Source organism: Acinetobacter sp. 479375 (assembly GCF_000581715.1).
Classification (GTDB): Bacteria; Pseudomonadota; Gammaproteobacteria; order Pseudomonadales; family Moraxellaceae; genus Acinetobacter; species Acinetobacter ursingii.
In genome coordinates this window covers 41815-68548 of the sequence record NZ_JEZN01000016.1, presented here as the reverse complement: position 1 = coordinate 68548, position 26734 = coordinate 41815, and the positions used below count along the sequence as shown (strand labels likewise).

The 26734-nt window shown below is 39.9% G+C and carries 28 protein-coding genes, 4 tRNA genes and 2 pseudogenes; 22 read left to right on the top strand and 12 right to left on the bottom strand.

Annotation, left to right across the window (positions count from 1 at the left end; all coding sequences use genetic code 11):
* The 6 genes and pseudogenes from J500_RS12725 to J500_RS12700 form a co-directional block, all read left to right on the top strand.
* A pseudogene (locus J500_RS12725) lies at window positions 1-248 on the top strand (IS5/IS1182 family transposase); the annotation flags it as partial.
* Between the two features lie 219 nt (window positions 249-467).
* Complete coding sequence (locus J500_RS12720) at window positions 468-2078, top strand: ABC transporter permease (RefSeq protein ID WP_004995512.1); 1611 nt, start codon at window positions 468-470, stop codon at window positions 2076-2078.
* 10 nt (window positions 2079-2088) lie between these two features.
* Window positions 2089-2898: an ABC transporter ATP-binding protein gene (locus J500_RS12715; RefSeq protein WP_034699892.1), complete on the top strand. Its 810-nt coding sequence runs from the start codon at window positions 2089-2091 to the stop codon at window positions 2896-2898.
* 14 nt (window positions 2899-2912) lie between these two features.
* On the top strand, window positions 2913-3734 hold the full coding sequence (locus J500_RS12710) for an energy transducer TonB (RefSeq protein WP_004995510.1): 822 nt from the start codon (window positions 2913-2915) through the stop codon (window positions 3732-3734).
* Between the two features lie 45 nt (window positions 3735-3779).
* Window positions 3780-4526, top strand: coding sequence for a MotA/TolQ/ExbB proton channel family protein (locus tag J500_RS12705; RefSeq protein WP_004995509.1), 747 nt, complete (start codon window positions 3780-3782; stop codon window positions 4524-4526).
* The gene (locus J500_RS12700; RefSeq protein ID WP_004995507.1) at window positions 4526-4933 is read left to right on the top strand and encodes an ExbD/TolR family protein; all 408 of its coding nucleotides are present in this window, start codon (window positions 4526-4528) and stop codon (window positions 4931-4933) included. The genes J500_RS12705 and J500_RS12700 overlap by 1 nt, the downstream gene beginning before the upstream one ends.
* Window positions 4934-5356: 423 nt before the next feature.
* Here J500_RS12700 and J500_RS12695 read toward each other — a convergent pair whose 3' ends face one another.
* Window positions 5357-7024 carry an arylsulfatase gene (locus J500_RS12695; protein WP_004995506.1) on the bottom strand — a complete coding sequence of 556 codons (1668 nt, stop codon included), beginning with the start codon at window positions 7022-7024 and terminating at the stop codon, window positions 5357-5359.
* Window positions 7025-7259: 235 nt separating this feature from the next.
* Entirely contained in the window at window positions 7260-8069 is an 810-nt protein-coding gene (locus tag J500_RS12690) for a Crp/Fnr family transcriptional regulator (RefSeq protein WP_004995503.1), read from the bottom strand.
* A gap of 231 nt (window positions 8070-8300) precedes the next feature.
* On the opposite strand from J500_RS12690, the gene J500_RS12685 reads away from it, so the two are divergent.
* From J500_RS12685 to J500_RS17150, 4 genes and pseudogenes are all read left to right on the top strand, one after another.
* Window positions 8301-9254, top strand: coding sequence for a TauD/TfdA dioxygenase family protein (locus J500_RS12685; RefSeq protein ID WP_004995501.1), 954 nt, complete (start codon window positions 8301-8303; stop codon window positions 9252-9254).
* A 129-nt stretch (window positions 9255-9383) separates the two neighbouring features.
* Window positions 9384-10481 carry an ABC transporter substrate-binding protein gene (locus J500_RS12680; protein ID WP_004995497.1) on the top strand — a complete coding sequence of 366 codons (1098 nt, stop codon included), beginning with the start codon at window positions 9384-9386 and terminating at the stop codon, window positions 10479-10481.
* A 46-nt stretch (window positions 10482-10527) separates the two neighbouring features.
* A pseudogene (locus J500_RS17715) lies at window positions 10528-10731 on the top strand (IS3 family transposase); the annotation flags it as partial.
* A 184-nt stretch (window positions 10732-10915) separates the two neighbouring features.
* Complete coding sequence (locus J500_RS17150; protein WP_125624866.1) at window positions 10916-11161, top strand: integrase core domain-containing protein; 246 nt, start codon at window positions 10916-10918, stop codon at window positions 11159-11161.
* Window positions 11162-11351: 190 nt separating this feature from the next.
* Here J500_RS17150 and guaA read toward each other — a convergent pair whose 3' ends face one another.
* The 3 genes from guaA to J500_RS12660 all read right to left on the bottom strand — a co-directional run bounded on the left by guaA (window position 11352) and on the right by J500_RS12660 (window position 13963).
* The gene (gene guaA, locus J500_RS12670) at window positions 11352-12920 is read right to left on the bottom strand and encodes a glutamine-hydrolyzing GMP synthase (RefSeq protein ID WP_034699884.1); all 1569 of its coding nucleotides are present in this window, start codon (window positions 12918-12920) and stop codon (window positions 11352-11354) included.
* 135 nt (window positions 12921-13055) lie between these two features.
* Window positions 13056-13424: a NirD/YgiW/YdeI family stress tolerance protein gene (locus J500_RS12665; protein ID WP_004995495.1), complete on the bottom strand. Its 369-nt coding sequence runs from the start codon at window positions 13422-13424 to the stop codon at window positions 13056-13058.
* A 116-nt stretch (window positions 13425-13540) separates the two neighbouring features.
* Entirely contained in the window at window positions 13541-13963 is a 423-nt protein-coding gene (locus J500_RS12660) for a DoxX family protein (protein WP_004995494.1), read from the bottom strand.
* A gap of 203 nt (window positions 13964-14166) precedes the next feature.
* On the opposite strand from J500_RS12660, the gene J500_RS12655 reads away from it, so the two are divergent.
* Window positions 14167-14820 (top strand): DedA family protein, encoded by a 654-nt coding sequence (locus J500_RS12655; RefSeq protein ID WP_004995492.1) that lies wholly within the window; start codon window positions 14167-14169, stop codon window positions 14818-14820.
* 2 nt (window positions 14821-14822) lie between these two features.
* On the opposite strand, the gene J500_RS12650 is transcribed toward J500_RS12655, so the two are convergent.
* The 5 genes from J500_RS12650 to J500_RS12630 all read right to left on the bottom strand — a co-directional run bounded on the left by J500_RS12650 (window position 14823) and on the right by J500_RS12630 (window position 17663).
* Window positions 14823-15413 carry a LysE family translocator gene (locus J500_RS12650; protein WP_004995490.1) on the bottom strand — a complete coding sequence of 197 codons (591 nt, stop codon included), beginning with the start codon at window positions 15411-15413 and terminating at the stop codon, window positions 14823-14825.
* A gap of 213 nt (window positions 15414-15626) precedes the next feature.
* Window positions 15627-16013, bottom strand: a complete 387-nt coding sequence (locus J500_RS12645) for a hypothetical protein (RefSeq protein WP_004985706.1) — start codon at window positions 16011-16013, stop codon at window positions 15627-15629.
* A gap of 13 nt (window positions 16014-16026) precedes the next feature.
* A complete protein-coding gene (locus J500_RS12640) occupies window positions 16027-16863 on the bottom strand; it encodes a ParA family protein (protein ID WP_004995487.1) in 837 nt (278 codons plus the stop codon).
* Between the two features lie 80 nt (window positions 16864-16943).
* Window positions 16944-17336, bottom strand: coding sequence for a SirB2 family protein (locus J500_RS12635; RefSeq protein ID WP_004995485.1), 393 nt, complete (start codon window positions 17334-17336; stop codon window positions 16944-16946).
* An 18-nt stretch (window positions 17337-17354) separates the two neighbouring features.
* On the bottom strand, window positions 17355-17663 hold the full coding sequence (locus J500_RS12630) for a BolA family protein (RefSeq protein WP_004995482.1): 309 nt from the start codon (window positions 17661-17663) through the stop codon (window positions 17355-17357).
* Between the two features lie 201 nt (window positions 17664-17864).
* On the opposite strand from J500_RS12630, the gene J500_RS12625 reads away from it, so the two are divergent.
* The 11 genes from J500_RS12625 (at window position 17865) to J500_RS12575 (ending at window position 24061) form a co-directional block, all read left to right on the top strand.
* A tRNA-Gly gene (locus J500_RS12625) sits at window positions 17865-17940 on the top strand.
* A gap of 44 nt (window positions 17941-17984) precedes the next feature.
* A tRNA-Gly gene (locus J500_RS12620) sits at window positions 17985-18060 on the top strand.
* Window positions 18061-18104: 44 nt separating this feature from the next.
* Window positions 18105-18180, top strand: a tRNA-Gly gene (locus J500_RS12615).
* A 44-nt stretch (window positions 18181-18224) separates the two neighbouring features.
* Window positions 18225-18300 (top strand) — tRNA-Gly (locus J500_RS12610).
* A gap of 666 nt (window positions 18301-18966) precedes the next feature.
* Complete coding sequence (locus tag J500_RS12605; RefSeq protein ID WP_004995478.1) at window positions 18967-19506, top strand: PadR family transcriptional regulator; 540 nt, start codon at window positions 18967-18969, stop codon at window positions 19504-19506.
* 14 nt (window positions 19507-19520) lie between these two features.
* The gene (locus tag J500_RS12600) at window positions 19521-19910 is read left to right on the top strand and encodes a Fur family transcriptional regulator (protein WP_004995477.1); all 390 of its coding nucleotides are present in this window, start codon (window positions 19521-19523) and stop codon (window positions 19908-19910) included.
* A 26-nt stretch (window positions 19911-19936) separates the two neighbouring features.
* Window positions 19937-20239, top strand: a complete 303-nt coding sequence (locus J500_RS12595; protein WP_004985683.1) for a DUF3861 domain-containing protein — start codon at window positions 19937-19939, stop codon at window positions 20237-20239.
* A 310-nt stretch (window positions 20240-20549) separates the two neighbouring features.
* Entirely contained in the window at window positions 20550-21497 is a 948-nt protein-coding gene (locus J500_RS12590; RefSeq protein WP_034699880.1) for a pirin family protein, read from the top strand.
* Entirely contained in the window at window positions 21494-21892 is a 399-nt protein-coding gene (locus J500_RS12585) for an OsmC family protein (RefSeq protein ID WP_004985679.1), read from the top strand. The genes J500_RS12590 and J500_RS12585 overlap by 4 nt, the downstream gene beginning before the upstream one ends.
* Window positions 21893-21992: 100 nt before the next feature.
* Window positions 21993-22634, top strand: a complete 642-nt coding sequence (locus J500_RS12580) for a glutathione S-transferase (protein WP_034699878.1) — start codon at window positions 21993-21995, stop codon at window positions 22632-22634.
* Window positions 22635-22798: 164 nt separating this feature from the next.
* Window positions 22799-24061 (top strand): ParB/Srx family N-terminal domain-containing protein, encoded by a 1263-nt coding sequence (locus J500_RS12575; protein WP_004995474.1) that lies wholly within the window; start codon window positions 22799-22801, stop codon window positions 24059-24061.
* Window positions 24062-24129: 68 nt separating this feature from the next.
* Here the strand turns inward: J500_RS12575 and J500_RS12570 are convergent, their stop codons facing one another.
* Both J500_RS12570 and argS read right to left on the bottom strand, forming a co-directional pair.
* A complete protein-coding gene (locus tag J500_RS12570; protein WP_004995473.1) occupies window positions 24130-24747 on the bottom strand; it encodes an SPOR domain-containing protein in 618 nt (205 codons plus the stop codon).
* Window positions 24748-24823: 76 nt separating this feature from the next.
* The gene (gene argS / locus J500_RS12565; protein WP_004995472.1) at window positions 24824-26614 is read right to left on the bottom strand and encodes an arginine--tRNA ligase; all 1791 of its coding nucleotides are present in this window, start codon (window positions 26612-26614) and stop codon (window positions 24824-24826) included.
* Window positions 26615-26734 lie beyond the last annotated feature (120 nt).

Here is a 26734-nt window from a genome sequence, read left to right as displayed (position 1 = left end):
ATGAAATTGGTAAAGCAAGAAATCATGCAGTACAAGGCTGTTGGGACAAGGGTCAAAAGCAGTGGAAACGAGATATTGGTTATCATCGACGATCCCGAATAGAGGCTAAAATGTTTGCCTTGAAACGACTTGGACAAGGTGTATCTAGTCGATGCTTTAATCGTCAGGTGGTTGACTTGCAAATAAGAGTCGATATTTTGAATAAATTTACTCAACTTGGTACAGCTAAAACGGTGGCTGTTGCATAAATATCTGAAGATTAGAACAACTCTACCTTTCGTCTATTTGTGCAACAAAGCCATCAACCAAAGTAAAATCATTTTTATGGTGTTTAAATTTAAGCTAATTCATTTTTTTAATAGGTAAAAGCATTATATATGAAATAGTCTTGTAAGAATTTGGTTTATTGTTGGTTTTAATTGATCAATAAAAACAATGTAAATTTACATTAGATCTGTGTGGCATATATGAAAGAAATCTCTTCAACGCAAAATCAAAACACATTAAATGATCATTTCAAGTCATTTATTTTTAATGTGCTTGATTCAATCAACGCCATTACAATTTATTGGATTGTCCCTGTGTTTTTATTTGGGCTTTGGTGGGTTGCATCCAATGACCACTGGATGCCTGCACAGATTTTGCCGACACCACAGCAGACATGGCAGAACTTTTTGCAGATGTCATCACAGGACTTATGGTGGCATCTTGGGATCAGTCTAAAGCGGTTAGCACTTGGGCTATTTTCAGGCACAATCGCAGGTATTGTGATCGGTGTTTTATTGGGCTATAGCCGTAATTTTGAGCAATACGTTTCTGCAATATTTTATGCATTGGCGATTGTGCCTACTTTGGCGTGGCTGCCTTTATTAATGATTTGGTTGGGCATTGAAGACGCACTCAAAGTTTTTATTATTTTCAAAGCCAGTTTGATTCCCATCGCTATTCATGTTCAGGCGGGGGTGAGAGATATTCAGCCTAAGCTCAGGGAAATGGCTGAGATTTTAAGGTTCTCTAAAAAAACATTGATTTTCAAATTAATTTTACCTGCATCATTGCCATATTTTTTTACAGGCTTGCGTTTGGCAATCGCCGCAGGCTGGACATCCTTGATCGCTGTTGAGCTTTTGGCATCTTCAGAAGGGATTGGTTATTTGATGGTGACAGGACGGCAGCTCTTTCAACTGGATATTGTATTTGTCTGCATCATTTTGATTGGGGCAGTGGGTATTGTTTTAGACACCATATTGCAATGGTTAGAAGCGAGAAGTGTGTTTTGGCCACATGCCGTGATTTCGGCACATCATCAGCATAAACACCATAAAACATCTGCGCTAAAACCGTGGCTCATTCCATTCTTTATGTTTGGCTTATGGTTTATTGTGAGCCAATTGCAATGGTTATCGACATCGGTACTTCCTTCTCCTGTTCTGGTGCGTCAGGCATTAGTGCATGGTTTACAGGACGGCTCTTTAACTAGTGCCATGCACTCCAGTTTATATCGTGCCTTATTGGGATTGGTAGTAGGTGGAGGTATTGGAGTGATCACAGGCTTAATTTTAGGTTTATTCAAACCGCTTGAGCTGATGTTTGCTCCAACCTTAAATGTCTTAAGACTGATCGCAATTTTTGCTTGGATTCCTTTAATTACCGCATGGTTTGGTTTAGGTGATAGCTCCAAGCTGGTCTTTATTTCGCTTGCGACCTTTTTTCCGATGTTTATTGCGACATGGAAAGGCACAGCAATGGTGTCTACACACTTAACCGAAGCTTCTGACATTTTAAGACTTTCCGTTGCACAACGCTTAGAACTATTGATTTTGCCGAGTATTGCACCTGCGATTTTTGCAGGGTTACGTTTAGCTCTGTTGTATTCGTGGATGGCTTCTTTCGGGGCGGAATATTTGATGGGGTCGGGGACAGGGATTGGCAGTTATATGATGGCAGCACAGCAAAATTTTGAAATGAATCGAGTCATTGCTGCAACTGTTCTGGTCGCAATTGCGGGCGGATTATTGGCATGGCTAGGTAAAGTCATTGAAAGCTATGCAACTGCATGGCGTCATAATAGGGTGTAACACGATGAATATGAATATAGATTTAAATGAGAAAAATAGCGAATTAATCAGGCTGAACCCGAATAAAAAACTGATTGAATTTCGTGGTGTATATAAAACATTTAGCGTGAATCAGCAATTATTGCCTGTCATTCAGGACTTTAATTTGGATGTGTTTGAAGGTGAGTTTATCGCGATTGTAGGCAGTAGCGGTTGCGGAAAATCAACGCTGTTACGTTTGCTAGCCGGTCTGGATCAGGATTTTGAGGGTCAAATCAGCATTGATGGGCAAGTGATCTCAGGCATTGGCAAAGATCGTGCGGTGGTGTTTCAGGAACACCGTTTATTTCCATGGTTGAATGTTGAGCAAAATATTGAACTGGGTTTAATCAATGAAACGATTCCGCTTGATGAAAAAGTCGAACGTATTGCACAGGCCGTTGAGTTAATTGGTTTAAATGGTTTTGAAAAAGCCTATCCGCATCAACTTTCGGGGGGAATGTCACAGCGTGTTGCGATTGCCCGTAGTCTGGTGGCACAGCCGCGAATTTTTCTATTGGATGAGCCATTTGGCGCATTGGATGCCTTAACTCGCCATCAGATGCAAAATGAATTATTGCGGATTCAGGCACAGCAGAAAATTACCACTATTTTTATTACTCATGATGTGGAGGAAGCGGTCACATTAGCTGATCGTGTGGTGATTTTACAGCCGAAACCTGGACGTATAGAACAGATTATTCCCATCACGCTTGCTCGTCCACGTAATCGAGCCAGTTTTGAATTACATCAGCTCAAAGAGCAAGTCTTTTCAATCTTGACCCATGATCAGGTTCATTAAGAGGACACAAGGCCATGACTGAAATAAGATATTCATTATCAAAAAAAGCCCTAATTTTGGGTCAATTAGCACCTGCGGTACAAGGGTCTCACTCGAACTCAGCCGTTGATTTTTTTGCCCAGCACACATGGACTCAAGCCCCTAAGCCCGATTTTACATGGCAAAAGAAACTGATGGTGGTAACCACAATAGTTCTGGCTGCACATTATGGCATCTGGTATTTGGGACAGCAGTTTACAACGCCGACATTGCCTGAGAAAAAAGCTGAACCTGTCTTGATGGAACTGATTCAGCCTAAACAACAACCGCCTAAAATTATTCAACCCAAAATTCCACCTGTGACACAGCAGCCAAAAGTCCCTCCAGTTGTTGAAAAAGTACAACCTGTGACACAGCCAGCACAACCGGCTGCAAAAGTTGAAAGCAAACCTGTTGCTCAAGCGCAGTCAACAAAAGCTATCTCTCATGAGGTGCCTGCACCAGTTGAAGCTGCACCAAAAGCACAAGCAGAGCCTGTGGCGAAACCTGCACCTGTCGTCAAAGACTTGCCTGTGACAGAAGCCAAAGGTTATGCAGGCTATTTGAGTAATCCTTCCCCAGAATATCCTGAACAAGCACTCGATCGCGGTTGGGAAGGTTCGGTGATGTTGAGAGTCAAAGTTTCTGCATCAGGTAGCCCTTTAGCGGTTAATTTGCAATCCAGCAGTGGCAAAAAAATACTGGATGATGCTGCCATCGCGACAGTTAAACGCTGGAAGTTCTCTCCTGCGCTAAAAGGCAGTACCCCAGTTGAGGGCTGGGTTGATGTTCCGATTCATTTCAAATTACCAAACTAATTTTAATTTGCATATTTAACTTAAAGATATAAAGAGGAATTTACCATGAGTGATATTAATAGTGTGATCCACGATGCAACCATCTGGTTACTGATTGGATTTTCAATTGTAACTTGGGTTTTAGTGGTGGTAAAACTGATACAAACTCAAAAAGCCAGCCATCAAAGTCAGGCATTTGTCGATCAATTCTGGAAAGCAAAAAATATTGAAGAAGCCATTCAAAAAGCCAATACAGAACAAGGCCCAACCGCAAGAATTGCACAAACTGGATTCAAAACGCTGGCAGATGCAGATGATCAGACTCATCAGGATTTGCAAAATAGCTGGAGTCGTCAGGATTTGTTGGAACGTCATTTGCGTAAACAGATTTTGTCTGAACGTCGTCAACTGGAAAAAGGGTCTGCACTGTTAGCTTCTATTGGCAATAATGCGCCGTTTATTGGTTTGTTTGGAACCGTTTTTGGCATTATTCATGCCTTACAGGCGATTGCAAAATCTGGAAATGCCAGTATGGATGTGGTCGCGGGGCCGATTGGTCAGGCATTGATTGCGACTGGTTTGGGCATTGCAGTGGCTGTTCCTGCGGTACTGGCATATAACTATTTTGTGCGTAAAGTAAAAAGTATTGGTGCTGATCTAGATGATTTTGCGACAGATTTAGTTAGCTTAACCCAAAAGACAGGTTTTCAATTACCTGCAAAAGCCAGTGCTCATCTGGTAAATCGTCCTTCAAATCAGTTTGCAGTAAGTCAAAACGCGACCAAAAAACAGGATCAGGAGGTATTGGCATAATGGCAATTTCAACCTCTCAAGATGATGACGTGGTTAGTGAAATTAATATCACGCCCCTAGTTGATGTGATGCTGGTTTTACTGATTGTGTTTATTGTCACAGCACCGTTATTGACTAACAGTGTAAAAGTCAATTTGCCTAAGGCCGCTCCGACTCAGACTACAGACCAAACCAAAGCAGTAGTGGTGAGCGTGAAACCGAATGGTGACATTTTTCTAGATCAGGACAAAGTCAGTCTAGATCATTTTGAGCAACAAATTCAGCAGCGCAAGCAGCTCAATCCAAAGTTGGCGCTTAATTTAAATGCCGATGAAACTGTACCTTATGGCACAGTGGCAAAATTATTGGCAAGTATTGAGCGTGTAGGTGTAGATAAGTTGTCTGTTATTACTCAACCCCAATCATGACTAAAATCATCAAAAAAACAGAAAAAGATAAAGGCTTTAATCCGATTAAAGCCTTTTTTTATGGAATTTAAATCACATCATTTGTATGCCAATCTCAACTTTTATAAAAATCGACAGATAATATTTTCATATCCTGTTGAATCCTTCCTTGTAGAGCTTTGATTACGCTTTACTCTTTCAAAAGAGTGAATTTTATTTACCCCTTAAATTTTCCATCGTTGCGATCTCTTAAAAAGTTGGGCGCTAGTATTGAAAGCATACCAAGAATTTTTAAATTCGTTCCCACAAAGTGCTAGTGAACTGATCAGCATTGGGATTTAGAGAATTTTCTATGATTAGTGTCAAGTATTTATATCTTTTGAATAACCTGCGCATATAAAAAAACCAGTTGATTAACAACTGGTTGATCGTGAGCAGAGGATGTTAAGCCTCGAAAGGTTCTAATTGATCATTTTGTAATAGACGTTTTTGTGCGACATTTTCAATGACCCCATTTTCCTTCACATAGGTCGCCCAGTCGTGTAATAACTCTTGTAACTTGTCAGGATATTGTTTAGCCAAGTCCTGAGTTTCGCCTTTATCATGTTGTAAATTATATAATTGCCAACGATTCGGACCATTTGGTGCAGGAATAAACAGTGCTTTCCAGTCACCTTTACGCAAGGCTTTTTGCCCGAAAAGTTCCCATCCTGTAATGTGATCCTGTGTGTGAATATGTGCTTGCTGATTTTGCAAATAAGGTAGAATCGATTTACCACGTAAAGGCACCAATTGACGACCTTTATATTCTGTTTCTGGATGTTGAATATTGAGATAATCCAGTAAAGTTGGCAATAAGTCCATCACGGTCAAAAATTCATGACTGATTTGTTGCTGACGTTCAAATGCAGGATAGTGAATAAAGGACACTGTGCGGATACCGCCTTCACTGGTATGTGCCTTATATAAGCGTGAAGGTGCTGTTGCAGCCTGTGCCCAGTGTTCACCATACCAGACATAAGAGTTCGCCCGACCAATATTGTCCAGACGATTATCATAATATTTTTCAATGATTTCATCCAGATGTCCGCCAAACACGGGGAGCGCTTCAAGTTGTGCACCTTCTGCGCCATTGTCAGATAAAAAGATCACAATGGTATTGTTGAGTTCGCCTGTGTTTTGTAGATGCTCAATCACCCGACCAATGTTTTGGTCCATACGATCAACCATTGCGGCATAAACTTCCATAATTCGGGCAGATTTTTGTCGCGCTTCATCGGTCAAACTTTCCCAAAATGGTGTACGAGCCAAGACTGGATGAATGGTGGTGTCGGCGGCAACTAAACCGAGTTGCTTTAACTTTTCAAGGCGCTGTTCACGGAGTTTTTCTGGACCTTGATCGTATTGACCTGTGTATTTTGCAATATCTTCCTGTGGTGCCTGTAATGGCCAGTGTGGTGCGGAAAAAGGTAAATAAGCAAAAAATGGTCGCCCATCACGCTGTTCATCGTCCTGTAAAAAATCCAGCAAACGCGTGGTGAAATAATCTGATGAATAAAATCCTTTGGGCAATTCGGCTGCGAATTGATCATCTTCTGCATATAAGCCACGTGTGGATTTAAGCAAGCGTGGAATTTCATCTTCAGGAATATCCGCTTCAAATAAATAATGATTTGCAGCACCAGGAAGTAAAGCAAATGAGCGTTCAAAGCCTTTTTGAGCAGGAAAGAATTCAGGTTTTAAACCCAGATGCCATTTTCCAGACATAATGGTGTAATAGCCTGCATCCTGTAATAATTCGGGTAACGCTGCAACTTTATTGTTAAGTACACCTTCATAACCTTCTTTACCCTCAAGCTCTGGCGTTAAGGCTTCTGCCATGGTTCCCAAACCTGCCAAATGATGATCTGTACCCGAAAGTAACATGGCTCGTGTAGGTGAACAGGTTGAGGCCGTATGGAAATTGGTCAGTCTTAGCCCATTGAGTGCCAGTTGATCGAGATAGGGAGTTTGAATCTCCCCACCAAATGCTCCAATGTCTGAAAAACCCAAATCATCTGCCACAATCAGTAAAATATTAGGTTGTTTTTGGGTATGAATATGATCTGACATATCTGATCCAGAATAAATAATAAAATACTCATTTTAAGTAAATTCCAGAGGAACTCTGTTTCTGTCCTAACAGTTTATAGTGAATAAAATTATATTAATATCTAAAGATCAGCTAATCACATAAAGGATTAAATAATTTTATCACATTTATTGAACTTCTCTCTTAATTATCTAGAACTTACTTATTTTTCTCTCCAAAATAAGTAAGATAAAAGGACTTATGAAAAAATCTAATTTAAATAAATTTAGTATCAAATGTTAGATGCTGACACTGTGCAATTTGACAGAGTTTGGAATAATCTAGAATATAAATTTGGTTGTATTTAATCTCTACAATATTTTCTTTAGCTAAGTGGGAAAGCTCTTTATTAATATTCTGTCGTGTTGTTTGTAGTAATTCGGCTAGATTTTCCTGACTTAGCTTTAAGCTTAATAATATTTTATTTTGATGTTGATAGGAATGATAATCGACCAGAAATACCAGTTTTTTGGCTAAACGTATACTGAGTGGTTCGGTAGAGTGAAAAAATTCCTGTTCACGATTTAACTGTGCTCTGACGCAAATCAGCTTTAAAATACTGTATAGTGCCTGAGCATTTTGTTTGCATGTATCCATGAAAACACGACCTGAAATATTGGCGACAATGGTATTACCCTGCGCCACATGGTCATGTAAAAAAGGCTTCTCGGTGACAATCGGTACAATATTAATGATCGTTCCTGAAGGAATAAAAATATTGGTATGGTACTTACCATTGGGTAAAGCCCAGCCTAATTTTATAGCACCTTCTATAATAATATTAATATCTTCACATGCTGCATTTTGATGATAAATGGTTTGATTGTGATAATGTTTTTTAATTCGTAGGTGTTGTAGCAGTGTGTTTTTTTCTTGTGGTGTTAAATATTGAATAAATTCATAATTTTCCAGTATTTTAATTGCACTCTCAATATATTCTGAATTTGATGTGCGATTATTTTTATATAACGAATTTTCAGTTCGATATTTTGAAATCGGGTTTTTAAAAGCAATAATCTGGTTCATAATATTTTTTATGATGTGCCGATAGGTGGTCAATCTATAAATATCCAATAAATAATAAATTGGGTCAAATTTTTAAAAATGCTAATGCTATCAAAAATAATGCTAAAATTGATTATCTTGAATAGTAATAAGTAAATAGGAAGTTATCATTTTGTTTGTCATACAAATAACAGATTAAGTCATTGAGCTATGCAAAATTGCATGTATTCATGCAAAAAAGAGTAGTTCATCATGACCACATTTATTCAAAAACCACAACAACAGATTCAGATTAAAGCGTTAACTGGGCGAATTGGTGCTGAAATATCGGGGGTTCATTTAAGTTCAACACTGGATCAGGATACTGTTAATTTCATTCAGCAGGCTTTATTGCAACATAAAGTTTTATTTTTTCGAGGACAACAACATCTGGATGATCTTGAACAGGAAAAATTTGGCGCTTTATTAGGCGAACCAGTCAAACATCCAACAGTACCTTCAGTCGAAGGCACAAATTTTGTCTTAGAGCTGGATTCTCAAAAAGGGGCGAGAGCAAATTCATGGCATACCGATGTGACGTTTATTGATGCCTATCCAAAAATTAGTATTTTACGTGGTGTGATTATTCCAGAAACAGGTGGAGATACCACTTGGGCAAACACAGAAACCGCCTATCAAGATTTGCCAGAATTGCTTCAACAGTTTGCAGAAAAATTAGTTGCAGTACATTCCAATGAATATGATTACGTGGCGATCAAAGAACATGTGACAGCCGAACAAATTGAAAATTATAAAAAAACCTTTGTTTCGACCAAGTATGAAACCGAACATCCAGTAGTGATTGTACATCCTGAAACGGGCAAAAAAAGTTTATTAGTCGGTCACTTCTTTAAACGTTTAGTGGGATTCACTCAGCAAGATTCACAACGTATTTTTAATATCTTACAAGACAAAGTCACACGTCCAGAAAATACTGTGCGTTGGTCATGGCAGGCGGGGGATGTTGCGATTTGGGATAATCGCGCGACTCAACATTATGCAGTCAATGACTATGGTGATCAGCATCGTGTTGTTCGTCGTGTCACTTTGGCGGGAGAAACGACAACGGGTGTGGATGGTCGTAAGGGCGTGATTACGCTGCCTAAAGGCTTGTCAGCACAACAGTTAGATGAATTAAAGGTTCAAGCTGTTTTAAATTCAAAATAATTTTTTTGAGAGTTCACTCAAACAATAGCAGATTGAAAAACGCCGAAAGATGCATTGCCTATGGTTTTAATGGCAACGCATTGCATCTGGAAACGTGTTTGAAATATACAAGTGGAGGAGCGGGGGAATATGGCAAATTTAAGCCGTCAGCGTAGATATATTTGGGCTTTGCCTGTCATTATTATTATTTTAATTTTATTTATCGTTTTTAAGCCATCGTCTTCATCTTCTCATGCAACTGCATCTGGCAAAGACGATACCAAACTGGTCAAAATCAGAATTGCTGTACCAGATTTAAGTACAAGTGAGCGGCATAGTAGCGGTACACCACTTGTAGATTATATTTATCTGAATAAATTATTGGAAAATCAGTTTGCTGAGCAAAAGATTCAGATCGAGTGGCAGTTTTTTAAAGGTGCAGGCCCTGCAATTAATGAAGCCTTGGTCAATGGGCAAATTGATGTTGCTTTTTTGGGTGATCTGGCCGCAATTATTGGTAAAGCCAACAATACCGATACTACTTTACTGGCTGCAACAGGGCGTAATGTACAAGCTTATTTGGGTGTTTTGCCGAATCAGGGATACGATAGTCTGGAAAAATTAAAAGGAAAACGCATTGGCTTGTTTCAGGGTACAGCAATGCAACTTTCTTTTGATCAGTTTATTGACCAATATGGCTATACAGAAAAAGATTTTCGGATCGTTAATCTGGATTCTTCGGCAGCAAATGCAGCGCTTGCAGCAAAACAAATTGATGCAAGTTGGGGACTTACGCCAATACTGGCGCTGAAACAGCAGGGAATTATTGAGGTACCGGTCAGTACTCTGGATCGTCAGGATGGCGCTGGAACCATTCAGGCAGGTTTGATTGCACGGAGTCAATTTGTACAACATCACCCAGAAGCCGTACAACAATTTGTTAATGTTGTGCTTCAATCAGCATACTGGGCATCACAGCCTGAACATCGTGAACAAGCGATTGCATTGGTAACTCAAAATGCAGGATATCCAGAACAGTTATTTCGTTTAAGCCTCGAACATGTAGATCTAAAAGATATGTATTCGCCGATTCTCGATGATGGTTATCTCAATCATTTACAGGCTGGGGTCGATACTGCGGTTAAAGCCAAGTTGATTAAACAGGGGTTTAAGGTCAAACACTGGGAAAATTCCAAGTTTGTCGATGCAGGAATCAAGCAGTTAAATTATGGAAATTTCTGGGACTAATTCTTGTCCCATCCTGAAATAAGTTGAGCACTTTTGAACTTATTTTATGGAACTGAAGAAAGATCAAAGAATTAAACGAACTCAAAGAGATTACAGCTTTCCTTTTAAAATGATGGTTGTACATGAGGTTGAAAAAGGGCAAATAACTTATATTCAAGTATAGGATAAGTATGGTACCCAAGGGAAAACAACAGTACTTACGTGGTTACGCAAGTATCGACAACAAGATTGGACGTCGAAGACTATGCCAATTCATCTAAGGGCTATAAACTATCAAATGATATGCGTGCTGAGAATATTGTTGAAGCATTACATATGAAGATGCGCTACGTAGAAGATCGAGCTAACAGAATGATTCATCACGCAGATAGAGGCCACATTATTGTTCACACCTGTATCAGAAAACCTTGCAAGAATATGGAATAACGCCATCGATGACAGACGGATACCTTGCGAAACGATGTTTCTCATACCAGAATGCATTAGCAGAAAGAGTTAATGCAATATTAAAGCAGGAGTTTTTAACGACACGTTGTAACACACTACAGGAATTAGATAAGCTGATAGCTGAATCTATTTTTATTTATAATTGTTTTCGTTCATATTTGAGTTTGACTTGCGTAGCAATGCTATTCATTACCCAAATCAAATGCATGCAAAGAAAAAACCGAGCTAATTGATATAACTCGGTTTTAAAGAAAATATAGTCAATCTATTTTAGGATGAGACATTAGAACGCTCATTACCGCGAGCAACTTACACTCATTTTAAAGTTTCACTTTAAACTCGCTCATTTTTGAAATCCCTCTGCCGCGCGCACAGCGCTTGGCGTAAATTTGGCTAAAAGCTATGCTTTTAGAAAGCCCAAATTTACTCCCACTCAATCGTCGCTGGTGGCTTTGATGAAACATCATAAACCACACGTGAAACATCTTTAATTTCGTTCATGATACGCGTCGAGATTTTATCAACCAAATCATAAGGAAGATGAGCGAAACGCGCGGTCATAAAGTCAACCGTTTCAACCGCACGAAGTGCAATCACCCATGCATAACGGCGACCATCACCCACCACACCCACAGATTTTACAGGTTGGAATACTGCAAAGGCCTGAGCAGTTTTGTCGTACCAACCACTGGCGCGAAGTTCCTGCATAAAGATATCATCTGCCAGACGTAAAATATCGGCGTATTCTTTTTTCACTTCACCCAAAATACGCACGCCCAGACCCGGACCCGGGAATGGATGACGATAAATCATGCTGTGTGGCAAGCCAAGCGTTGTACCCAATTTACGCACTTCATCTTTAAACAAGTCACGTAATGGCTCGACCAAATCAAACGCTAAATCTTCTGGTAAACCACCCACGTTGTGGTGGGATTTGATCACATGCGCTTTGCCTTGTTTACTTGCAGCAGATTCAATCACGTCAGGATAAATCGTACCTTGCGCCAAGAATTTCACGCCATCAAGTTTACGCGCTTCTTCTGCAAAGACTTCGATAAATTCACGACCAATAATTTTACGTTTTTTCTCAGGATCAACTTCACCCGCAAGTGCAGTTAAGAAACGTTCTTCGGCATCGGCACGAATGACACGGATCCCCATGTTATCTGCAAACATTTGCATCACTTGGTCGCCTTCGTTTAAACGAAGCAAACCATTGTCTACAAATACGCAAGTCAATTGATCACCAATCGCTTTATGTAAAAGTGCAGCCACAACAGAGGAATCTACGCCACCAGATAAACCGAGTAATACTTTTTCATCTCCAATTTGCTGACGTAATTGTTCTACGCGCAAATCGATAATGTGTTCTGGCGTCCAAAGACCGCCACAACCACAGATTTTATGCACAAAGTTAGACAGTAATTCTGCACCTTTGGCGGTATGCGTGACTTCCGGATGGAACTGAACTCCATAGAAACGGCGAGTTTCATCAGATGCTGCTGCGAATGGACAACTTGGCGTGCTAGCAGTAGTCTGAAAACCTTCTGGTAAACGTCCTACTTTATCACCATGACTCATCCAGACATGGAGTTGATCTTCACGATCCTGCAAATTGCCAATCAATTGATCACGTTGTTGAATGTCGACTTCGGCATAACCAAACTCATGTACCTTGCCCGGCTCAACTTTTCCACCTAATTGCTCAGACATGGTTTGGAAACCATAACAAATCCCTAAGACAGGTACACCAAGCTCAAATACTACTTGTGGTGCGCGTGGGCTACCTTCTTCATGCACGCTTTCAGGCCCACCAGACAAAATGATACCGTTCGGATTAAAAGCACGAATGTCTTGTTCAGACATATCAAAAGCATACATTTCAGAATATACACCCGCTTCACGTACACGACGTGCAATCAGTTGGCTGTATTGAGAGCCGAAATCCAAAATTAAGATACGGTCATCAGTAATGTGAGTATTGGTTGTCATGATTACGCAACTATGCAAGGCAACGAGAGAAGCGCAATATTCTAGCATTTTTCATGATGCCACGCACGTTCTTTCCATTGCCAAAAAACTTAATAAAAACAGTATTAAAAAAGGCACTAAATGAGTGCCTTCTATTTAGTGCTGATTTTTTTCGATTTTCACGACTTCAATGTCTGTAGGTTTATAGCGATGAGTATCTACCTCACCCACAACACGGACATGATCACCGACTTTTAAGCCTGCTGCATGCCAAAGATCATCATCAATTTCCAGACTAATTATGCCAGAACGATCTTTAAATTCGTAATGATCACTTTTAATATGTTTGGTAATTTGACCTGTCAATGTTACGCCCGTTTCATCTTTGATTTTTGCTACTTGCTGAACAGTCACCATATTTTTTGCAGCTTCCTGAATAATCACATGATCATCCTTGCCAGCAAATGCACTAGAAGATAAAACGACTGTCGCGGCGATAGAAGCAGTCAGGATAAACTTTTTCATTATTCTCTCTTGATGTTAAATATATTCAGTTTTATCTAAGCAGAAAGTGAAAAAGATGTCGGCTAGAGTTTTGTAATATAAGGTAAAAGTTAATTTACCCCATAGGTCTGAATAATTTATTTTTCAATCGCTGCATCTAGACTGAATTTCCCCGCACCATGTAACATCAAGAAAAATAAACCGCCCGCCATAGTTAAGTTTTTCATAAAATTAATGGCTTGAGATTGGTCTGAACCTTCATGGAAAATCAGTGCAGTAATAATACTAAAAACGCCAAGTCCCAATGCCGCTAAACGAGTCTGAAAACCAAAAAGCAAAGCTAGTCCATCACCAAATTCAACTAAAATCGTGAAAGGTAACAAGCCACCTGGCACCCCCATCGATTCCATATAACCCACAGTTGCCGAATAAGCGGTGATTTTGCCCCAGCCTGCAACCAGAAAAATATAGGCCATCAGGATTCGTGCGACCAATGAGATAACAGCATCCGCACCAGATTGAGTGACGATGTTTTTTACGACTACATTTGGATTAAACATAAATAAGCCCTTTAGATTGATTTCAACGTATGTTGTTTTGATGAGATGATCTTAATCTGGTTTATTTTTGCAATAAATATTCATTTTTCAGACATATCGTTCCGAATAAAAGACAATAAAAGATGTAACTTTTTACTGAATCATACTGACTTTCACATAAGGCACTGCTAGGATTTGATCACAATTTTGCGCTGTAGCCTGTCATGGAACTTTTTGATTTTATTTTGCACGTTGATGATCACCTTCTTGAGTTTATTCGCAATTATGGCGTATGGATATATGCAATTTTGTTTCTGATTATTTTTGTGGAAACTGGTCTGGTAGTCATGCCTTTTTTACCGGGCGACAGTTTACTCTTTGCAGCAGGGGCATTGGCAGCATCTACGGGTGCAATGGATCCCTGGGTTCTGGGTATTCTTTTATTTATTGCAGCAGTATTGGGGGATACCCTAAATTATCATATTGGTCGTTTCATCGGCCCGCGTGTTTTTGAAATGAATTCACGTTTTATTAATAAAGCACATCTGAGCAAAACCCATGAGTTTTTTGAACGTCATGGCGGTAAAACCATCATTTTTGCTCGATTTATTCCTTTTGCCCGTACTTTTGCGCCTTTTGTCGCAGGTGCAGGCAGCATGAACTATAAGTTTTTTCTGACCTATAATGTGATTGGAGCGCTGTGTTGGGTGGCTTCTTTTATTACATTGGGCTATTTATTTGGCAATATGCCGATGGTTAAAGATAATTTTACCCACTTAATTTTTGGCATTATTATTTTGAGTGTGTTACCGGGAATTTTTGCCTTTATTCGTCAGAAACTCAGCAATAAGCGTCAAGTTTTAAACTCTAAAAAGTAAGTTTAAAAGAATCGAAAAATCACGGGTAACATACATAATAACAGCAACATTGCCGATCCTTTATATAAACGGTCGGCTTGTAATCCCTTAATATTGCCTGCCAGTAAAGCTCGACCAAACACCATCCAGAACCATGACACTGGAAATAGAATCAAGCTAAATACGCCTAGTACTAAAATGGCATGTTCTAAAGAATCCCATGTCTCTGGCGGAAAAATTCCTGCGGCAAACAATAACGCTTTAGGGTTTTTTAAGGTCGAGAAAAATATCTGTTTAGGGCGAATCGTTTTATGACTTTGGCTATGTTTTTGTAAATGTGAGCTTTTCCATAAGTTAAACGCCAACCAAATGACATACAAAGCACTAATCACATGCAAAAGCGGAGTCAGTGCAGGCCAGATCGGTTGTCCAAGATGAATTAACAATGCCCAAATCGCAATACCATACAGATAACCCAACCATTCTGCTGGAATAAAAGAAGCCGTTTTTGTAATACCCTGATGATGTGCAGCACTGGCAAACAACGCATTGGTTGGACCAGGAATAAGTAGCACGGCTAGCATCGCCAATACAAAAAACCAGCTTTCAATCATAAAGTATCCATCGCGATTAAGGTGGGCACACCTTATATGAAATTGAATTTAACTGACAAGTTTTATTGACGTTTAAGCCTGAGCATAGATGATGAAATATCGATGCAAAGAAAACTAACAATATGATTTAAAAAGACATATCACGAAACATTTTGACAAACACTTATTCAGTCCTGATTCAAAAAATGTGAAGCAGGACTCGTTTTTAGGATTTTAACTGGCTTTTTTCTTGACCACAATAGGACAATTTTTAAATTGTGCTGCCTGAACAATCGCTTCTTGCTGACCTAATACGCGAGAAAGTTCCGTATTTTTGGTGTTTGAAGATTGTCCCATGTTGACTGAAACGCTCGGGCCGAAGCCCCAACCACCACGTCCCCAGCCACCGCCAAGTCCAACGCCTACACCCACACCTGTCCGTTTCGGTGTCTGCACACCATTTTCAATATAGAGTTGAATACGATTATATTCACTTTGTAATTGCTGACAATTCAACGACTGGTATTGCGTTGGAGAGACATAGGTCGGTTTAACTGTGGTCGCACAAGCACCCAGCAATAATGTTAATACGCTTAGAGGAAGGAAATATAAGCCTTTCATCGCTTTTCTCAAATTAATTGGGTTCAATTTCTGCGAACAGTGTCTGATACGCTTGTGTCAGCTTGTGTTCTGGCGATAGATGAACCAAGGGTAAATTTTTCTGATGTGATTCTTTCATTAAAATTGAAGGCGGTAACATGCTGTTTAATACAGGTAAGCCTTCATCTTTTAATTGTTGTACCACTTCTCTTGGCAATTTTGCCTGTGCCTGAAATTGATTGACCACAATCCCTTCAATTTCCAGACCATTATTATGATCATCTTGGGTTTCGATCACATTTTCAATCAAAGTTTGTAACGCACGTTTGGAAAACACATCGCAATCAAATGGAATCAAGACGCGATCAGCGGCAATGAGCGCCGACAAAGTAAAGAAATTAAAAGCAGGTGGCGTATCGATATAAATCCGATCATATTGACTGCTGAGTTGTTGCAAAGAATCGCGTAATTTATAAATCTTATGTTTGGACTCAAGCGCATGCTCTAATGCACCCAGTGTTGGGCTGGCTGGAATCACGTCCAGCTTTGGAAAAGCCGTATGATGCACAAAACTTTCCAAGCCTTTGGCGCGTGATTTTAAAATTGAACCAATGGCATTACCAATCAACCCTTTTGGTTGATTATTACCTAAGACATCATCAAAAAAGTTTTCGATGTTCGGCTCTAAGGCATTTTTATCTGCGGAGTAAGTCGCCTGTTCACCTAATAGGTATTGGCTAGAATTGGCTTGTGGATCTAAATCAATCACCAGTGTTCTTAAGTTTTGCGCAGCACTAATTGCTGCCAGATTTACCGTGATACTTGATTTACCCACACCGCCTTTTTGGTTGAAAACCACCCGTGTAAACATGCTTCCCTCATCACTATTTTTTCAAACTTGTTTAGAGTTTAACCTAGCCAATCGATATAAATGCAAAGAATGTCAAACAATTAACCAAAAACTGGCTTGATCATGACTAAACCCAAAATAGCAACAAATGCCACACAGCCAATGACCAGACCTGCTTTGCGCTGTACCACTAAAATAGACTGATCCTTTTTAAATGCTTTACTGAAAGACGAAAGCATTACCACAAACAGAATAATTTTGGCATAAAACCACGGCTGCATTTGAAAATGATTCAGCGATAACAAAACAAGTCCCGTAATGACAACAAGCGTAAATCCTGAATGTTGCAGGGCAATCCAGAGTTTATTGGTCGCAGGAGACTCAGACTGATCAGGCGTAGTCATCCATAAAGGCATAGAACGAATCAGCACAGCTATTGCTGCAAGTGCCAATGCAACCAGATGAATGACAAGGACGAATAAATGTATATCCATTTTTATCTATCAATTTGTTTAATTTTTAGGTGCATGCGCACATTCAGGACTATCGGGTACTTGGCCTTGCCATTCATCTGGCGTATAGGCATGAATCGCCAATGCATGAATTTTACCAGGATTCATTAAATCTGTTGCGACTGCATAGACTTTTTGGTGACGTTGCACCAGTCGAAGTCCCTGAAAAATTGGACTTACAATAGCGACTTTAAAATGACTTTCTTTACCCGGAAAGTAACCACCGTGACCCGCAGACTCGTTGATCACTTCAAGATGCGTGGGTTGCAATGTATTTAAACGTTCAATCAGTTGTTGTTCGAGCGTCATGATCAGTTACCTATTTACATAGAAAGATGGATGGAAGTATAACGTGCCTAAGATTAAAACACTGAAAAACACATAAAAAGTGAGTCAAATAGAATAACTCAGGCGATCAGAGCGCGAATATGATTTTATTTTATGCAATCAGCAGCATTATTTGCATAAAGTGGTTGACCCTTGATTTGCTTAATGTATTATAAGCGGCACGCGGGAATAGCTCAGTTGGTAGAGCACAACCTTGCCAAGGTTGGGGTCGCGAGTTCGAGTCTCGTTTCCCGCTCCAGATTGTTTTTAGTGAAAGTTTTTTATAAAACTGCTCAAATATTTGCGGGAATAGCTCAGTTGGTAGAGCACAACCTTGCCAAGGTTGGGGTCGCGAGTTCGAGTCTCGTTTCCCGCTCCAGATTGTTTTTAGTGAAAGTTTTTTATAAAACTGCTCAAATATTTGCGGGAATAGCTCAGTTGGTAGAGCACAACCTTGCCAAGGTTGGGGTCGCGAGTTCGAGTCTCGTTTCCCGCTCCAGATTGTTTTTAGTGAAAGTTTTTTATAAAACTGCTCAAATATTTGCGGGAATAGCTCAGTTGGTAGAGCACAACCTTGCCAAGGTTGGGGTCGCGAGTTCGAGTCTCGTTTCCCGCTCCATATTCTAAAAAGCCTCAATCGAAAGATAGGGGCTTTTTATTTTTGATTTATATAATTTTTTTCTTCTTAATAAAGCCGTGATCGTCTTTGTATTCTCGATATCACGAAGTCATATTAAAAAACTTTTGTGACCAAATTGTGCCCACCTTATAAAAATGAGCTCAATTGACCTTAAATGATTTGAAATTATGTACAAAAAAAACTCTAAAAAATGAAGTATTTAAGATCAATTTTTCTCTCTTTAGATGAGGTCAAGGAGTTATATATGGCAAAGAAAATCCCCAAAAAATATATAAGAAAAAAGTGATATTTCATCCATAAAATACACTTATTAATCTTTTATTTAATGTAATTACTGTTATGTATGATTGATATAAGAATATGTTTTTACAAACAATTATGTATTTAACAATTCGTTGAAACGGTGATAAAGCTAAATCGAAAATAATTTGGTTGTATTTGTGATCAAGTTAAATAGCTATTGCTAATAACACGACTACCTACTTGCTCTTTTTTATTACTTAACTTTTTTAAAATTTCATCATAAAAATAAATAATCCATTCAATATCAATATTATAAAAAATTTAAGCTAGATCTTAGCTTGTTAAAAGACATATTAAGATATATCTTAACAATTATAAATTACCTAATCTGAGAAAAATAATATGAGAAATCAATCTGAACGAGATACTAGACATTCAGAGCGGGCTTCACATGAGCGTGAACATCATACTCACGGTAGAGGCCGTCGCGGACGTCTATTTGAAGCAGGTCGAATGAAACTTTTGGTTTTATATCTGATTCAGCAAAGCCCCAAACATGGTTACGAAATCATTAAAGAAATTAGTGACTTAGTCGGAGGAGACTATAGCCCGAGTGCGGGTACGATCTATCCGACATTAACGACACTTGAAGACATGAATTTTATTGCACTGCTCGATGCTGAACGTAAGCAATATCAAGTTACTGAAGAAGGAAAAGTGTATTTAACCCAACAGCAAGACATGCTGAATGCTTTGCTGGAAAAGTTACGTCTTCGACGCGAGATTCATGGCAATGATCAACTGATAGATATACACCGTGCGATGGAAAATCTGAAAACGGCCTTGCGATTAAAACTGAATGTTACAGATTTAAATCCACAACAGATTCATCAGATTGCGGAAAAGATCGATCAGGCAGCCGTTGAAATCGGGCGTTTATAACGGAGGATTTTAAGATGTTGGACGCACAATATCGACTCAAACAGGCGGGTTTAAGAGTTACCCATTCACGAGTTTCAGTTCTAAATTTACTTGAACAACAACCTGATGACTTAAGCATCAAACAGATCTATCAAAAATTACATGTGCAGCACCAACAGCTCAGTTTGGCAACAATTTATCGCGTCGTCAGTGATTTGGTGGATGCGGGTTTAATTGCAAGTTATCAATTTCATCGTGCAGAAACAAAATTTAACCTACCTGATCGTAGCAAAAAACAGCTCCTCCAGATCCAGTGTGCGGCCTTAACGCAGGCGAAACAAACGCAATTTTTACAGTCCTTACAAGCGGTTTTTCAACAATTTCAAGTAGAGGTGATGCAACTTGAAATTCGGGAAAGTATTTAATTTTAAAATAGAATTGGAATTGATCTATGAAACAACATCAATACTTTGTCACTGTTCAACATTTAAAAGATGCCAAAGGTGAGGTATCAACTTATGCTGAAAAACTTGAGTTTTATACACGCAATCATGATGATATTTTTCAGATTGTAGAAAAATTAAAAAGCGCAGCATTCTTTGACGAGCAAACCACACAATCCTTTGCGGTTGGGCTCAAACTATTTAGTGAAGTGATGTTAGAGCAGCGTAATCATCCTTTATTTGCAGAATTTGCACCGCATTTCCGAGATTTTATGAAACACATGAAAAGTCAGATTCCGCAGTCCAAATAATCTTTGAGTAAGGCTTTGACAAGGATTGTCTTAAAAATAGCACTACACTGTCTTAAAGTTGTGCATAAAATCTTGAGTTAAGTTTGGTAATATAAACATAATCAGTAAGATAAGTCATTTATGAAAGCTAACAAAACAAACAGTTGGTTTAGAACGCGCTGTTTACGCAATGATAAAACAACAATGCTCTGAGACACGTTATTCTGAATTTTAAGCGTATCCAAGTGGTGAATAGCATTTTGATCAGCAAGCGCAGCGCTCAGTTTGGCTAGCCATTCATATGATTTAAGCACACATCAGGACAAAGATAATGACCAATACCAATTATACGGAAATCTCAGATTCACAGGATTGTGAAAGTTACATCAATCAATTTATTCAGGATTTTCAAATTCGCAGCGCAGAAATTGGTAAAGGAACCGTGATTAAACGTGCTTTACCCAGTCGGCAAAAACGCATGATCGGTGCATGGTGTTTTCTGGATCATGCAGGTCCCGTAACTTTTCCACAAGGCGATGGATTGGATGTTGGGCCTCATCCGCATACAGGTTTGCAAACCTTTACTTGGATGATTGAAGGCACCATGATGCATACCGATAGTTTAGGCACCAAGCAATTGATTCGCCCGTATCAGGTTAATCTGATGACTGCTGGACATGGTATCTCCCATACTGAAGTGGCGCCAGATACTGAAACTAAAATGCATGCGGCACAGCTCTGGATTGCTTTACCTGATGACAAACTCAATATGCCTCCACAGTTTGATCACTATCCTGTATTACCAACAACACAACAGGATCAGGTTGAATTTACCGTATTGGTCGGTGAGTTTATGGGGCAAAGCTCTCCTGTGGCGGTGCATACGCCATTGGTCGGTATCGACATGACCGCTCAGGCAGATGCGAAGACTCGTATTCCACTCAATCCAAAATTTGAATATGGCTTTTTAGCATTAGAAGGTCACGCTTGGGTGAATGGACATGAGTTGAATCAGGACAATTTGGTGGTGTTAGAGCCTGGGGTTGAACATATTGAAATTGATATTCCAAAAGGGCATCGTGTATTACTGATTGGTGGTGAACCTTTTGAAACTCCGATTTTACTGTGGTGGAATCTTGTCGGTCGAACCACGGAAGGACTACGCGAAGCACGTGAGCAATGGGTTAATCATGATGCACGCTTCGGCGAAATTCCAGATTATGATGGCCCACGTCTTGAAGCCCCCACTTTTCCTGATCAAATGAGAGCATCCAAATGAGTGTGATTGCACGTAGCGTTGTTAAAACCGATCCAGCACCGTGGAAAGGTGAAGTCACCAGTGGTAAACATCATTTTATTACCGATAAACCTGAATCTTTTGGTGGGCATGATACGGGGCCAGCACCTTATGACTTTCTAACAGCAAGTTTGGCGTCATGTACTATGATTACCTTGCGTATGTATGCACAGCATAAAGAAATGGATTTTGGTGAGTTTAGTGTCGAAGTTGATTTTTTTATGAATAAGGAACAACAGGAATGGATCGAACGTCGTGTGACTTTTAAAAATCCATTATCTGAAGAAATGCAGGAAAAAGTGTTAAATGTCTGTAGTAAAACACCAGTAACCAAGACCTTATTACGCAGTGTGGAAATCAAAACCACCTTAGCTTAATTCTGTTGCAATCTCATGATTTTACAATTCAGCCCATGCAATGCTCATGGGCTGAATGCGATCAATCAATTTAGAATTTTGGCGAGAAATAGAGAACAATATGCTGACTTTACATCATCTGGAACAATCGCGTTCTTTTCGGATTTTATGGGCTTTGGAAGAACTAGAACAGGATTATCAAATTCAATATTACAAACGCTTACCGACCTATGCCGCACCACCTGAACTGAAACAGATTCATCCTTTGGGCAAGGCACCCATTTTACAGGATGATGATCGCGCGATTGCAGAGTCTGCGGTGATTTTGGAATATTTGCAAAGTAAGTACGATTTGCAAAATCAGTTTAAGCCACAAAATGATGAAGATGCTTTTCAATATTTATATTGGATGCATTATGCCGAAGGTTCACTGATGCCATTATTGGTATTTCAGTTGGTCATGAACAATGTCGGTAAAAATGTACCTTTTATCATTCGTCCGATTGCCAATAAAATTACCGATGGCATTAAAGCTGGCTTTATTCGTCCACGTTTAAAAGATCATATTGCTTTTTTAGAGGAATATTTATCTCAACATGATTATTTTGCTGGTCAGTTTAGCTTTGCTGACATTCAGATGAGTTTTCCACTTGAAGCTATTTTAACCCGTACCACAGGCCAATATCCGTATATTCAGGCTTTTCTTACTCGGATTCAATCTCGTCCTGCTTTTCAACGTGCCAAGCAAAAAGGAATTGAATAAAGGCAGTTTTGATAGCCAACCATATTGCCTGCTGACAAACTGATGCAGCATGGCAATGCTTGTTATATTTTAAAACATCAATCAAAATGAAATTTGTCATTTATTCTGAATATTTTCTCGTCAATATGCGTCTTTTCAAACAAGCTTTAGATGATTGATGTTTTATGAAATTGATGACTAAAAATATGACAATATTGTCTCTGGGGATTTGTGCGGTTTTCGCATTAACAGCGTGCAATGATTCAAATGATGATCAAAGCCAGAACACGCCGTCGACTCAGCCGCAAGATCAGCGCGATCAACGCTTTTTAAATGCCAAAGCTGGCGATATTCTTCAGGTTCAGATTGCTGATCTGATTCCGACTCAAGGCGCAGTGGGCTATGACCAGATTTATTATAAATTAGGCCGTTGGCAAGGCGATTGGAATCGTCAGACTTGGCAAGCAGATCCAACCAATCAGCTTTATTATCTCAATAAAACCATAGGCAAAAAATTCAGTGATTACTGTGAAGCAATTGGTGCCAAAAGCCGCGATGACTTTAGCAGCATGGAGCAACTCAAAGCAGCAAATTTAAAACAACTCGATAGCTTTGGTTGTGCCGAACAACCAGCAACAGAAACTGCTGATTTGAAAACGGTCGTGGTTGGCTACGATGGTCGTTTGTATCTGACCGATGGGCATCATACCATGACCCAGTTACGTGAATTACCCGATGGTGGTGAAACGCTGAAAGTTTGGGTGCGTGTGGTTGATAATTATAGCTCTCTCAAAACAGCAGATGAGTTTTGGACAAAAATGGTCGCCAATGGTCGTGCATGGTTGCGTAATGGACAAAACCAAAGCATTACATATCAACAATTACCAAAAAATCTGGGACTTAAATCAGCAACCAATCCAACGGGTATGGAAGAAAATCAGTATCGTTCATTGATGTATTTTGTCCGAGATATTGGCTATAGCAAACCTGACAATGCCACCGACTTTCTGGAGTTTTTATGGCAAGACTGGTTAGAAGCTCAGGTTAAAACAGGGATGGTACAACCTTTAAGTTTTTATCATCTTGATGCGAAAATATATGGCGGGGCAGATGTGCTGGCAAGCACCAGCATCAAAAAGGATTTAACTCTTTCTGGTAGCGCCACAGGTTATACGGCGGCAGTTGCCAACTATGCTTTATTGATCGGAACAGTAGCGCCAGAAACTGTGATTTATCAGAATCAGACGGCAAAAAGTCTAGGAAGCTTAAACCTGCAAAAAAATGCAGATAAAGGCTCTGTGACCGCCAATGCGATCAGTACTTTTGATGAATTGAATCGGGATGAAGTAAAAAAAGATGGAACGCCAAGATCAGGTGGTAGTGTCTGGTATGCGGTACATTATCGTGAATGCGGTAAACCGACTACGGGAACATGTTGGGGCTGGTAAGCATTTGATCAAAACATTTGAGATAAAAAAGAACGCAATCAGCGTTCTTTTTTGATGCTATGAAGGTATTAACGCTTCACTACAATAGAATCAATGCCACTATGCTGCAAAGTCTGTTGAGCCGCAACAGCTGCATCTTGTGAATCATATGGGCCAGAAACCACGCGATACCATATTTTGCCATTTTCGACACTTTTGACCACATCGGCAGACAAACCATTTAAAATGATTTCTGCACGACGTGCATCGGCGCTGTCTGGGTCAGGATAACTACGCACTTGTAAGATAAAGGACGCTTGATGTGGCTGTTGTGGATTTTCTTCAGCGGCAACTGCGGCAGCAGGATCATTGCTCACAGGCGCGCTGGCTTCACTTGGCGCTTCTACAATCACCACAGGTTGCTGTGGCTTGGTCTCGGGCACTGCTTGTTCAGGAATCGGCGTAACTTGTTGCTGTGGTAACAGATCGTAGAAACGATAGTCATGATTGGTTTCTTCTTCCTGATAATGCGGCGAAGTCACTTCATTTTTAGTTGAAACAGGCTTCCACGGTTTCCAAAGCATCAACACCACGGCGATGCACATCAGAGCTAAAATAGCCACCAATGTACCTAACCACTTTGGAATCAGTGATTTTTTGGGTTTATTTGGTCGCTCAGATACACCGCGCTGCGTTTTTCCAAACACGTGAAATCCTCTTCAAATTAGGTCGTCAGACCAAAAACAGGAATTGGTCTGAGCTACAAGTCAAACAATAGATGATTTACATTGATTCTGGCGCAGATACACCAAGCAATTCCAAACCATTACGCAACACTTGTTGTACATTGACGGACAACAAAAGACGCGCTTGAGTGAGTTCTGCATCATCATTTAACACTTTATGTTCATTGTACCAGCCGTGGAATAATGCTGCTAACTCTTTCAAATAATTACCAATTTGATGCGGTTCGTAAGCATTTGCGGCACGTACAATAATATCTGGATAGGCAGCCAGTTTCGATAGAATTTCTGTTTCAGCATCCAGTTCCAGACGTGACGCATATTGACGTGCCTGAACAGCATCAAAATTCACTGCACTGGTCGCTGCTTTTTCTAGCATACGACAGATTCGCGCATGCGCATATTGAATGTAATACACCGCATTGTCCTTGCTTTGTGATACTGCAAGATCCAAGTCGAAGTCAATATGTTGCTCAGATTTACGCATCACATAGTAGAAACGGGCTGCATCGTTGCTTACTTCTTCACGGAGTTCACGTAAAGTCACAAACTGGCCTGAACGTGATGACATTTGTACCATTTCACCGCCACGCCATAGACTGACAAACTGAACTAAAAGTACGGTAAGTTTGGCAGAGTCATAACCCATTGCATCAATTGCTGCTTTTACCCGTGCAATATAACCGTGGTGATCTGAACCCCAGATATCCACGATATGGGTATAACCACGTTGTAATTTATCTAAATGATAGGCGATGTCAGATGCAAAGTACGTGGTTTGCCCATTGCGGCGTTTCACAACACGGTCTTTTTCATCCCCAAATTCAGTCGATTTAAACCAGATATTGCCGTCTTTTTCATAGAGAAAACCACGTTGATCTAGGGTTTGTAAGGCTTCTTCAATTTTATCAGCCAGTGATGCTTCACTGAACCAGCGATCAAAAGTCACACCAAAATCGGCAAGATCATCTTTAATGTCATCTAAAATGGCTTTTAGCGCGGCCTGATGAAAAACACGATATCCTTCGCCGAGTAACTGCTGTGAATTGGCGATCAGCCCATCAATATGTTTTTCTTTATCACCAGAGAGAACCACTTTATTGCCTTCAGCATCTAGTTCAGCGGCATATTGCACATCTTCTGGCACATCGCGATAAACATCAGCTACCGCACGAACATATGCATCGCTGTCTTTGTCGATAATGCTTTGTGCAATTTCCTTGACATAATCACCCTGATAGGCATTCTTAGGAAAAACAAGGTCTTGTCCAAGTAATTCCAAATAACGTAAATAAGTCGAAGTCGCCAAAATATCCATTTGACGACCTGCATCATTGACATAATATTCACGGTCAACTTTGGCACCCGTCGCTTCTAGTAAGTTCGCTACAGTCATACCATAAGCGGCACCGCGACCATGTCCGACATGCAGACTTGAAGTTGGATTGGCAGAGACAAACTCCACCTGAATTTTTTGTGCGCCATTGGCCTGACTACGGCCAAATTGATCTTTTTGTGCCTGAATTTGATCGAGTACAGCGTAACGCTGATCTGCATTTAAGAAAAAGTTGATAAAACCAGGCCCAGCGATTTCAGCCTTGGTAATGTCTGCGACTTCTGGCAGATGAGCCAATACTTTTTCAGCCAAATCGCGTGGTTTCATACCCGCAGCTTTTGCTCCAACCATGGCAATGTTGGAAGCAAAGTCACCATGACTTCGGTCTTTGGTTCGGGTTAACACACTGTTGTTAGTCCAATCCGAAGGAAGAATCCCTGCTTGTTGAAGAGATTGCACGGCATGATCAAGAGCTGCTTGTATGGCGGTATTCATATCTATCTAAAACGAATGTTCGCGGAAAAACGCTCAATATAGCAAATTTTGTCCGCTTTAGGTGAGGCTGTTTGATTTCACCACCGATTTAATTTTAATGAATGCTGAGAGGAATGTGAT